The organism is Azospirillum oryzae, assembly GCF_900177515.1.
Classification (GTDB): domain Bacteria; phylum Pseudomonadota; class Alphaproteobacteria; order Azospirillales; family Azospirillaceae; genus Azospirillum; species Azospirillum oryzae_A.
The window spans coordinates 232,066-242,894 of sequence record NZ_FXAK01000009.1 but is presented as its reverse complement, the minus strand read 5'-3'; the positions used below and the strand labels follow the sequence as shown (position 1 = coordinate 242,894).

The window sequence follows — 10,829 nt, the reverse complement described above, 5'->3', positions numbered from 1 at the left end:
CGCGCGGCCGGACATGAGGAGGCGCCTTCGATGACCGCCGATTCCGACACCTTGACCGCGTCCGGCGGTGTTCCGGTGCCCTGCCGTGCGCTCGGCCGCCCGCTCCGCACCCTGTGGGACGGAGCCGACCTGACCGTCCGGCTGGACGGCGAGGTGTGGCAACGCTGGCGGCTGTCTGGCGATGCCACGGCGGCCGAGCTGACCCTGGTGGAGGATGCGGTGCCGGCGGCGGATGGCGACGACCTCCGCCGTCTGGCGGCATTCGCCGCGCTCGACGCGGCCTTCATCCGTGCCGACGACCCGGCAACCCTGCGGCTGACTGCCCCCGACCGGCTCGCCGAGACCCTGCGCCTGGACGGCGTCGTGGTGGAGGATGCCGGTGGCACCCAACTGGCGATGGCCGGCACCCTGTACCAGCGGCCCGACCTGTGGCTCCTGGGGGCCGGATCGGGCGGATATCCCCAGGCGCACATCGTCTCGAACGGCCGCTATCACCCGCGTCGGCCACCCAAGCCGCAGGGCACGCTCTACGCCCGCCACATTCCCTGGCTGGAGCAGACGCTGTCCTTCCGGGTCGCCGACATCGGCACGGATCTGGAGCGTTTCCATCGCTGGCAGAACGACCCGCGCGTCGCCTTCTTCTGGCAGGAGGAGGGCGATCTGGCCAAGCACCGTGCCTATCTGGAGGCACAGCTCGCCGATCCCCACACCATGCCGCTGATCGCCAGCCTGGACGGCGCGCCCTTCGGATATTTCGAGGTCTATTGGGCCAAGGAGAACCGGATCGGCGCTTTCTACGACGCGCAGGATTACGACCGCGGCTGGCATGTGCTGATCGGCGAGGAGCATGTACGCGGGCGGGCCTATGTCAGCGCGTGGCTGCCGTCGCTGGTGCATTTCATGTTCCTGGACGACCAGCGCACCCAGCGCATCGTCGGCGAGCCGCGGGCGGACCATCACCAGCAGATCCGCAATCTCGATCGCTCCGGCTTCGCCAAGGTCAAGGAGTTCGACTTCCCGCACAAGCGGGCGATGCTGGTGATGCTGCTGCGCGAGCGCTATTTCGCCGACCGTCTTTGGGTGCCGCGCGCCGACCCGGCCGCGACGAAGCAGGGGGGCTGAGCGATGCATGGCATTCCCTCCCTCATCGGTGACGGCGGGCGGGTCCTGGACCTCGTCGGCGTCGGCTTCGGGCCATCGAACCTCGCGCTGGCGGTGGCGTTGCGCGAGGCGGGGGCCGGTCTGGCCTGCCGCTTTCTGGAAAAGCGCGAAACCTTCGTCTGGCACGGCAATATGCTGTTGGACGGCAGCCGGATGCAGATCTCGTTCCTGAAGGATCTGGTGTCGCTGCGTGACCCGACCAGCCGCTACAGCTTCCTCAGCTATCTGCACAGCCAAGGCCGGCTGCAGGACTTCATCAATCTGCGGACCTTCTATCCCAGCCGGCGCGAGTTCAACGACTATCTCGCCTGGGTCGCCGCCGACTTCGACGACCTCTGCGACTACGGGTTGGAGGCGACCGCCATCGAGCCGGCAAGGGCGGGAGAGGCGGTGCCGCATGTCCGCGTCCATGCCCGTGACCGCGCCGGCCGCGAACGGAGCTGGCTTGCCCGCAACGTGGTGATCGGGGCCGGGGCGACGCCCCGGATTCCCGACGCCTTCGATTGCCTCGTGCACCGGGGTGGCGGTGCCGGGGCCGGTCCCCTGGTGATTCATTCCAACGATTATCTGGCCGCAGCCGAGGAGATGGCGCAGGCCGGCCGGGTCGCGGTGGTCGGGCTGGGGCAGAGCGCCGCCGAGATTTTCCTCGACCTGCATGGACGCGGCATCGCGGTGGACATCATCGGGCGCGGACCGGCGATGCGGCCGGCCGACAGCAGCCCCTTCGCCAATCAGGTCTTCGACGCCGGCTACACCAATTACCTCTACGGCCTTCCCCCGGCCGAACGTGCCGAACTGCTTCGTGCCTTCCACAACACCAACTATGCCGTCGTCGACCCCGATCTCATCGATGCCGTCTACGGCATCTTCTATCAGCAGAAGGTGGAAGGGACGGCGCGCCACGCGATGCTGACCCGGCACGAGGTGGTGGCGGCCCGTAGCGGCAGCGACGGCGGCCCGGTGCTCGACCTCGCCAGCCTGGACGGCGGCGGACGCCACGAGCGGCGCTATGGCGCCGTGGTGCTGGCCACCGGCTATCGCCGCCGCATCCACGAGGAGTTGCTGCAGCCGATGGAGCCCTGGCTGGCCAGCGGGGAGGTTGGGCGCGACTACCGCCTGCCGACCGTCCCCGGCTGCACCGCCGGCCTGTATCTGCAGGGGTGCTGCGAGGCGACGCACGGCCTCAGCGACACCCTTCTCTCGATCCTGCCGATCCGCGCGCAGGAAATCGCCGCGGCCCTGACGGCGGACGCCGACCGGGGCCGCGGCCAACAAATCCGCACAACGACATCAGCACAGTGACGAATGGGGGACTTTCGGAATGAAGACCATCGGGCAGCCCGGACGCCGTTGGGGAAATGACAGGGGGCGCGTCCGCCTGCTGGGGTCGGTCGCGGCGGCAGCCCTGCTGCTGCCGGCCGTCGCACTGGCCCAGAATGCGGTTCAGAATGGGGCGCAAAATACCGGCAATGCCTCGTCGGAGACGATGACGTTGCCGACGATCGACGTCAGCGCCGACCGCCAGCGCGACGCCAACCCGCCGACCACCGTCGGCTCCAAGCTGCCGTCGGCGCCACGCGAGGTGCCGCAGACCGTCACCACGGTGCCGCGCGAGCGCATCGAGGAACAGAAGCTCATCACGCTCGAAGACGCCATGCGGCAGACGCCCGGCGTCACGGTGGAGCCGATCGACGGCAACCGGCTGAACTTCTATTCGCGCGGCTTCGAGATCACCAACCTGCAATTCGACGGCGTGCCGACGACGCTGGACGACCGCATCTTCGCCTCGCCCGATCTGGCGATGTATGAGCGGGTCGAGGTGCTGAAGGGGCCGGCCGGCCTGCTGAACGGCATGGGCGGGCCGGGCGGTGCCGTCAATCTGGTCCGCAAGACGCCGAAGAAGACGCTGGAAGGCTATGGCGAGCTGACCGCCGGCTCCTACGCCAACTATCGCGGCGAGGGGGACATCACCGGTCCGCTGAACGAGTCCGGCAGCCTGCGCGGGCGCTTCGTCGGCGCCTATCAGGACCGCAACGCCTTCCAGGACTGGACGGAGCAGCGCCGAGGCCTCGCCTATGGCAGCATCGCCGCCGACCTGACGCCCGACACCACCCTGACGGCCGGTGCCTGGTACCAGCGCATGAGCTACCAGGGGGCCTGGAACCTGCCGGCCTATGCGTCGGTGGTGGGTGGACGGCCGCAGCTGCGCCTGCTCGACGTCGACCGCTCGACCTCGCTGGGCGAAAAGTGGAACGAGGACGTCTTCACCACCAAGGGCGGCTTCGCCGATCTGGAGCACCGCTTCGACAATGGCTGGGCGGTGAAGCTGGCGACCCATTACATCGACAACCAGATGGACCGGAAGATGGCGTATGCCTTCGCGCCGGTCACGCCGGGGGTGAACCGGACGACGCTGTTCGCCCAAAAGCTGCGCTACGATCAAGAGCAAATGGGCGCCGACCTGTCGACCACCGGCAGCTTCGGGCTGTTCGGCCTGACCCACGAGGCGGCTGTCGGCGCCAATTACGAGCGGACGACCTTCCGCCACCGCGCGGCCAATCCGGTCGGCAGCTGGTCGGTGACGCAGAACATCTTCTCGCCCGACGCCTCGGCGGCCGAGCCGGCTTGGCGGGACTGGCAGAGGGACACCAAGACTACCACCGACAGCTGGGGAACCTACGGCGTCCTGCGCCTGAAGCTGGCAGAGCCGCTGAAGCTGATCGTCGGCGGGCGGATGAACTGGTGGCAGACCAAGGTCGATGCCGACGCCCTGGCCGGCACCCCGGAAAGCAGCGCGTCCGTCCGCGGCAAGGTCACACCCTATGCCGGCCTCGTCTACGACCTCAACTCCACCTACGCCCTCTACACCAGCGTCTCGCAGGTGTACGAGCCGCAATCCTACGTCGATGCGTCCGGCAAGGTGCTGGAGCCGTTGAAGGGGCGGCAGTATGAGGCCGGCATCAAGGCCGATTACTTCGGGGGCCGGCTGCACGCCACCGCCTCCGTCTTCCACATCGAGGAGGAGAACCGGCCACAGTCCGACCCGCGCTTCCCCAACCAGTCGATCTACGTCTCCGGCGGCAAGGCGCAGAGCCGCGGCTTCGAACTGGATGTCTCCGGCGAGATCCTGCCGGGCTGGGACGTCTATGCCGGCTACACCTTCACCCGCGCCAAGAGCCTGGACAGCAGCGCCAATGCCGCGAGCGCCTTCACCGCCATCGCGCCGATGCATCAGGTGAAGCTGTGGACCAACTACCGCCTGCCGGAGAGCATCGACGACCGGCTGAGCGTCGGCGGCGGCGTCAACGCCCAAAGCTCCATGTACAACGAGTTCCCGTCGCTCGGCGGCGCCCGCCTGACCCAGGGAGGTTATGCGACGGTGGACGCCCGCGTTGCCTACGACGTGACGGAGAAGGTCACGGCGGCGGTCAACGTCAAGAACCTGTTCGACCGCACCTATTACCAGCGCGTCGGCACGCCGCAGTCCGGCAACATCTACGGCGAGCCGCGCACCGTGCTGCTGACCCTGCGGGCGAAGCTGTGACGGCGGGTGCCGGAAACCCCATCGCCGGGAGGCGCGCGCCATCGCGCCTCCGCACCGCCGCGCGGGTGACGGCGGCGGTCTTCGGCGCCTATGGCTTCGCCTGGGGCATCGCCGCCTTCGGGGCGGAACTCGGGACGTTGGCCGGAATGGCCCCGGCCGAGGCAGTGACCGCGGCCAGCCTGCTGGCTCTCCTGGTCCTGCCGGCGCTGTCGCTGTGGGCCTTCGCGGTGCCGCGGGCCGGCGTCGGCTGGGCGGTGCTGGGCGGCGGTGCGGTCGTGATGATCGCCGCGTCGCGTCTTGTCGGGATCACGGCGCCATGACGGCGGGAAAGCGCAAGCTGATCAGCCCGGCGCTGCGTGCCGCGATGCTGTGGCCGCACACCTGGGCGGGGGTGACGCTCGGCGGGCTGCTGATGCTGGTCTTCTTCATGGGCTCGCTGGCGGTCTTCGCCTCCGAGATCGACCGCTGGATGATGCCGGACACCCGGATCGGCGCGGTGGAGACGCCGGAGGCGGCGATTTCCCTCGACCGGACCGTGGTGCCGCTGGTGGAGCGGCTTGCCGCCGGACGGGTTGTCCGTGACTGGTTTGTGCAGCTGCCGGACGAGCGGCGCCCGGTGATGGCCCTGCGGGTGCGCACGGAAAGTGGCACTGCCGGCGGCATGGCCACCGCCGACGGCGCGCTGTTGCCGCCGGTGGGAACGCTGGGCGCCAGTTCCTTCTTCTATCCGCTCCACTACAGCCTGCACCTGCGGGCCGGCTTCGTCGGCTACTGGATCGTGTCCTTCGCATCGGTGGCGATGCTGGCCGGGCTGATCTCCGGAGTCATCATCCACGCACGGATTTTCAAGGACTTCTTCACCTTCCGCAACTGGGGCCAGCTTCGCCGTTCGCTGCTCGACCTGCACAACCTGACCGGGGTGCTGGTGCTGCCCTTCCATCTGATGATCACCTTCACCGGGATCGTCATCATCCTGCCGATCGTGCTGCCGGCGGGCGTCCAGGCGCTCTATGGCGGAGACATCCAGCGCTTCTACGACGACGCGCTCGGCAACTACAGCCGGCCGCGCGCCGGCATCCCGGCTGCGGCGGCACCGCTCGACCCGATGGTGGCTGAGGCCAGACGCCTGTGGGGCAGCGGCGAGGCCGCGGTGATCTTCGTCTACAATGCGGGCGATGCCGCATCGGTGGTCCGCATCAACCGCGACACCGGCGACCGCATCAGCCTGGACGTCCAGCCGGTCTTCTTCGACGGCGTGACCGGTGCGCTGCTGAAGTACCAGCCGCCGGGACCGATGGTGGCGGCGCACCGGGTGATGTCGGGGCTGCATTTCGCCGCCTTCGAGCATTGGCCGCTGCGCTGGCTCTATTTCCTGTTCGGCTTGACCGGCTGCGTGCTGATCGGCACCGGCATGCTGCACTGGATGGAGAAGCGTCGCGTCGTCCATGGCCGGCCGGGCGTGGGCTGGCGCAGCGTCGCCGCCCTGACCTGCGGCACCACCACCGGGCTGCTGATCGCCACGCTGGCGATGATGGCGGCCAACCGCCTGCTCCCCTCCGGAGTGCCGTCACGCGAACTGGTGGAGGTCGGCGTCTTCTTCCTGACCTGGATCGCCAGCGCCGTTCACGCCGCGCTCCGCACCCGCCTGGATCCGCCCTGGAGCAGCCAATGCGCCGCCGTCGCCCTGCTGGCCGCGGCGTGCGTGCTGTTGAACTGGATTACCACCGGGGAGCATCCCGTCCGGGCGGCAGCGGCCGGCGACTGGGCGGTGGTCGGCGTCGACGCCGTGCTGGCGCTGACGGCGGCCGGCGCATGGAGCGTTTCCAGGCGTCTGGCCCGGCGTATGCGGCCCGAGGCGTCCACCCTGTCGAGGCTGACCGACCATGCCTGATGTGCTGTCCTTCCCCGCGATTTTCGGCCTCTGCTATATCGCATTCGCGGCGCTCGCCCTGACGGTGGAGCGGCACTGGCGCGATCTGGTCGATTCCCGCCGGCCCCCGCCCAGGCGGACGGTCCTCCGCCTGCGCTGTGCCGCGGCGCTGAGCCTGACGGCGGCCCTGTCCGCCGCGGTGCACCGGGACGGCGCCGGCTTCGGCATCCTGCTCTGGGTGCTGGCGCTGACCGCGGGTGCGCTCGCCGTCAGCGCCACAGTGACATGGCGGTGTCGGCCGGCGCGCGGCCGGACGCGGTGACGCTTCGGACGACGTCGGCAACCCTGTCCGGGTCGATCACGTCGCCTCGTGCGCCGCCCCGGCAAAGGGCGCCCCGGAAACCGAGGATCGACGGACGCAGCATCGCCAGCGGGGCGATGTCGGCAAGCCTCAGGGACCCCGCCAGCCCCGCCCACAGTCCGGCATCGCGCGCCTGTCCGATGAAGTCCGTCAGCGCGTCGGACGACAGATGATCGCGGAGCGTGCGCCCATCCTTCATTCCGGTGTCCAGCATCACGCCGATGAAGCCGGCATCGGCCATGGCGGCGACCAAATCCGGGGTGGGCTCCGTCATGTCGGCCAGGATGACGCCGACCAGCGCCGCGGTGCTTCGCATATTCGCCGCCGCGGCGATGCAGGCTTGCGGATCGCCTCCGGCGCCGATCCCCATCTTGACGATGTCCACGCCGGTGGCCGCCGTGCCGGCGACGGCGGTCGCCACGCCGTCGGGTTCCATCGGCAGGTCGCCGATGGTGGCGCTGACCGGCCGCCGTCCGGCAACGGCCGCGAGGCAGGCGCGGATCGTGCCGGCCGGCAAGGCGCCCAGCGCGCCCTCCCTCGGGTTCTTCAGGTCGATCAGGTCGGCGCCGGCCCTCACCGCGATCTCGGCTTCCTCGGGATTGGTCACGCTGGCGAGCATGCGGATCATGAGAGCACCTGCGGCTTTGTCCCGTCGGGAGAGCGCATTTCGGCGCGGAAGGCGGCCACGCGGTCGGACAGCCAGCCCCAGGCTTCCCGCTCCCGTGGCCCGGCGGTCTTCTCCACGGCGATGGTGAGGTAGGCCATTTCACGCTCCACCTTTTCCCACGGCAGCATGTGCAGGCGGCTGCACAGGATCGCCGCTTCGATCACCGCCGCGGCGGCGCGGTTGTGGCCGGCGAACGGGCGATGCGCCTCTTCATGGACACTCCGGCAATGGAAGCGTGGGCGCACCGGGTCGTCCTCTATCCGGACCACCTCCACCTCCCAGTGGGCGAGGCTGTCGGCCAGACGCACGCCGGCGATGGCCGTTGCCGGAACCAGCGGCCAGTCCCGCCGTCCGGTCAGACAGCCGGCGAACAGCCGCGCGTCGTCGGTGAGGTTGACCACGGCCCGGCCGGTGGCCTCCAGCGCGGCGAGCGTGACGGAGGGGCGGAAGGGGGCGATCACCAGATCCTCCCCCTCGCGGGTCACGCCGAAGGGGGCGATGTGCGGGGTGCCGTCGGCGCCCAGCGTGGTAACGATGGTTTCGAGGATCATGATGCCTTTCCACAGGCCCGGCGGCGCTCCTGCAGGGTCGTGCCCGCCGTCTTGAAGCCATGGGCGTCGCTGTCCGGATCGGCCGCAGTCTCGACGGCGCAGCCCCAGGAGAGGTCCTCGTCCTGGACATAGCGCTTGCCGAGCTGCCAGGCGAGGAAGGCCTTCTGCAGTTCCACCCCCATGTAGAAGGCATGACCGCCATCCTCCGCCAGCCCGAGCAGCGGATAGAGGTGATAGGGGTCGGTCGCCACATGGTGGCCGTCGCGGTTGTAGACGTGGACGCCGTCCTCCGCCACCTCGACCCGGAAGGAGGGGTCGCGGATGCTGCGGGCGGTCTCGGCGATCTCGGCCGGAGTGCCGGCGAAGGGGCGGCGGTCACGCAGGGCCATCAGCCCATCGTCGATGCCCTTCGGAAGGCTGCCGCTTGCCGAGGCGGCATGCATGATCCGTCGCGCCCGGTCGGCCTCGCGCACCGCGGTGCGGGCGTGCGGGCTGACCTGAAGCGTGAGGACGGCACCGATCGACAGTTCCGACACCGTGCCCATCAGCAGGGCGGTGGTGCCGGTGGTGTCGGCGTCGGTCAGTTCGGTCAGGTTGCCGATCCCCATCAGCATCTCGATGTCGGGATAGCGCCGGCGCAGATCGTGATAGCGCACCACCGACTCCGTGAAGCCGTAATGGATGGGGTCCAGCACCGGATCGGCGAGGAAACGCCGGTCGGCGGCCCGCAGCCGGTCGACGGCACGGCACAGCGAGTCCAGGTCGCGCGCCTTACCCGGAATCAGGATCGGCGTCGCCGCCGTCCGGTCCAGCACCCACAGCGTGTCCTCGCTGAGGCTCAACATATAGGAGGCGCCGGCCGCCGCGCCGCGCAGCAGCTCCTTGGGGTCGGCACTGTCGACGCTGACGGTGTGGCCGGCGGCGACCAGGGCGGCGACCGCGTTCTCCAGCCCGTCGAACCGTTCACCGGGGTGGCAGCCGAGGTCGATGACATCGGCGCCGTCGCGGCGCAGCCTTGCGGCGGTTTCCAGCAGATTGTCGATGGAGCGGTGGGGTGCGTCGATGATCTCGGCGAAGATCGTCACCGCGTGGCGGGACAAATCGGTCCGCGCCGCCTTCCCGCCGAGATAGGCGGGAATGTCGCGCAATTCCTCCGGCCCGCGTTCGAAGGTGACGCCGAAATGCCCCGACAATGCCGCCAGATCGCAGCGGGTCCGGCCGGGCAGGATCACCCGCGCACCGGGCGGCGGCTGCGGAAGGCGTCGCCGGATCAGTTCCTCCGTCATCAGGGCTGCGACGCTGACGCCGATCTGCATCACGTCGAAGCCGAAAGAGGCGGGGGCCATCCCGTCGAGCACCGCCCGCAGGCGCGGCTCCGCCAGCTTTCCGGTCACGAAGACGATGTGGTCAGACATTCAAGACGCGCTTTCAGCGCCGCTTCGAGTTCGGGAACGGTTTCGACGACGGTGGTCGCCTCGAACCCGCGCAGCCGGTCGACATTTTCCAGGTCGATGCGCCGTGGATAGACCGGCACCATGCCGTGCGGCGCCTCCGTCATCATTTCCGGCGCGGTGTCGCAGGCGAAGACGATGCAAGGCACCCGGCATTTGCCGGCCTGGGCGAAGGCGTTGGTCGGAAGCGTGTCGGAGATTCCCTGCACGCATTTGGCGACCGTGTTCGAGGTGGCCGGTCCCACCACCAGCGTGTGGTATTCGCCGAAATAGAACCGCCCGATCTGCGGCGCGCTGGCGGCACGGTCCCGGAACAGGCGGGTGCCCGGCGGAAAATTGCCGTCGCGGCGGCGATACATGCGCATGACCTCCTCCGCCGCCCTGCTGAGGAAGACGTCGAGCGGCGCCAGCCGTGCCATCAGGTCGAGCGTCTCCTTGATGTAGTGGCCGGATCCGGTCAGCGCCCAGGCCAGCCTAGGAGACGCGGGTGGGGTCGACATCTCGTTCATGCCCGCACGCCCGGCAGAAGCTCCGCCTCCGGGCTGCGCAGCAGGGGGCAGCCGGGCGTCGCACGGCCGGCAAGCGCCTCCTCCATCAGGATATGGTTGTCGCGATGGATGCACCAACTCTCGCCGGCGAAGCGCGCGCGCCAGTGCGGGAAGGCCGCGTCGACAAGTCCGTCTCGGGCCAGTGCCGCCGCATCGGTCGCCGCGCAGGGGCAGGGCCCTGACTTGACCAGCACCAGTGCCGCCGCGTCCAGTTCCACCGCCAGCCATGCCGCGAGGCTGTCGGAGGTGACATCCCAGCTTTCGGCGATCTCCGGTTGGTCGAGCGCCATGGCAGACGGCAGCCACACCGCCGGCATCCGTGCCCGGATCAGCGACCGCAACCGCTCGCGCGTCGCCGCCGTCTGCAGCCCCGGGCAGATTCCGTGCAGCATCAGCCCGAACTGCTCCATCGCCAGCAGGGCCATGCGATGGGCGAGGCGGTCGTCGAAGCGCCAATTGTCCTGGGCGTCGCGCACGGCATCGGCGAAGGGGCCGCCGCCCGGAACGATGACAAGAGGGTGGAGATGGCCGGGGCGGTCGATCAGGTCCAGCCAGGTTCCCAGCCGATGCCAGTCCGACAGGCTGCCGCCGATCTTGATCACCCAGGGACGCGCCGCGGCGTCGGGCGATCTGTCGGCCGGCGATCCGTCCGAAGGCGATGCGTTGGCCGTCATCG

At 69.6% G+C, this 10,829-nt stretch carries 11 protein-coding genes; 6 read left to right on the top strand and 5 right to left on the bottom strand.

What is annotated here, in order from left to right:
• Positions 1–30: 30 nt before the first annotated feature.
• The 6 genes from B9N97_RS29595 to B9N97_RS29570 are packed head-to-tail and all read left to right on the top strand — an operon-like array spanning position 31 to position 6,897.
• A complete protein-coding gene (locus B9N97_RS29595) occupies positions 31–1,122 on the top strand; it encodes a GNAT family N-acetyltransferase (protein ID WP_085091410.1) in 1,092 nt (363 codons plus the stop codon).
• Positions 1,123–1,125: 3 nt separating this feature from the next.
• Positions 1,126–2,463 carry a lysine N(6)-hydroxylase/L-ornithine N(5)-oxygenase family protein gene (locus tag B9N97_RS29590; protein WP_085091409.1) on the top strand — a complete coding sequence of 446 codons (1,338 nt, stop codon included), beginning with the start codon at positions 1,126–1,128 and terminating at the stop codon, positions 2,461–2,463.
• A 19-nt stretch (positions 2,464–2,482) separates the two neighbouring features.
• Complete coding sequence (locus B9N97_RS29585; protein ID WP_085091408.1) at positions 2,483–4,705, top strand: TonB-dependent siderophore receptor; 2,223 nt, start codon at positions 2,483–2,485, stop codon at positions 4,703–4,705.
• Complete coding sequence (locus B9N97_RS29580; RefSeq protein ID WP_143266923.1) at positions 4,702–5,025, top strand: iron uptake protein; 324 nt, start codon at positions 4,702–4,704, stop codon at positions 5,023–5,025. Before B9N97_RS29585 ends, B9N97_RS29580 begins: the two co-directional genes overlap by 4 nt.
• On the top strand, positions 5,022–6,596 hold the full coding sequence (locus B9N97_RS29575; protein ID WP_085091406.1) for a PepSY-associated TM helix domain-containing protein: 1,575 nt from the start codon (positions 5,022–5,024) through the stop codon (positions 6,594–6,596). The genes B9N97_RS29580 and B9N97_RS29575 overlap by 4 nt, the downstream gene beginning before the upstream one ends.
• Positions 6,589–6,897, top strand: a complete 309-nt coding sequence (locus B9N97_RS29570; protein ID WP_085091405.1) for a DUF3325 domain-containing protein — start codon at positions 6,589–6,591, stop codon at positions 6,895–6,897. Before B9N97_RS29575 ends, B9N97_RS29570 begins: the two co-directional genes overlap by 8 nt.
• Here B9N97_RS29570 and B9N97_RS29565 read toward each other — a convergent pair.
• From B9N97_RS29565 to B9N97_RS29545, 5 genes are read right to left on the bottom strand one after another with little or no spacing between them, the layout of a single operon-like run.
• Positions 6,845–7,564 carry a (5-formylfuran-3-yl)methyl phosphate synthase gene (locus B9N97_RS29565; protein WP_085091404.1) on the bottom strand — a complete coding sequence of 240 codons (720 nt, stop codon included), beginning with the start codon at positions 7,562–7,564 and terminating at the stop codon, positions 6,845–6,847. The genes B9N97_RS29570 and B9N97_RS29565 overlap by 53 nt on opposite strands.
• Positions 7,561–8,154, bottom strand: a complete 594-nt coding sequence (locus B9N97_RS29560) for a DUF447 domain-containing protein (protein WP_085091403.1) — start codon at positions 8,152–8,154, stop codon at positions 7,561–7,563. Before B9N97_RS29560 ends, B9N97_RS29565 begins: the two co-directional genes overlap by 4 nt.
• On the bottom strand, positions 8,151–9,569 hold the full coding sequence (locus tag B9N97_RS29555; RefSeq protein ID WP_085091402.1) for a DUF6513 domain-containing protein: 1,419 nt from the start codon (positions 9,567–9,569) through the stop codon (positions 8,151–8,153). Before B9N97_RS29555 ends, B9N97_RS29560 begins: the two co-directional genes overlap by 4 nt.
• A complete protein-coding gene (locus B9N97_RS29550) occupies positions 9,545–10,114 on the bottom strand; it encodes a flavoprotein (RefSeq protein ID WP_085091401.1) in 570 nt (189 codons plus the stop codon). Before B9N97_RS29550 ends, B9N97_RS29555 begins: the two co-directional genes overlap by 25 nt.
• A complete protein-coding gene (locus B9N97_RS29545; protein ID WP_244561002.1) occupies positions 10,111–10,827 on the bottom strand; it encodes an amino acid kinase family protein in 717 nt (238 codons plus the stop codon). Before B9N97_RS29545 ends, B9N97_RS29550 begins: the two co-directional genes overlap by 4 nt.
• Positions 10,828–10,829: the final 2 nt, after the last annotated feature.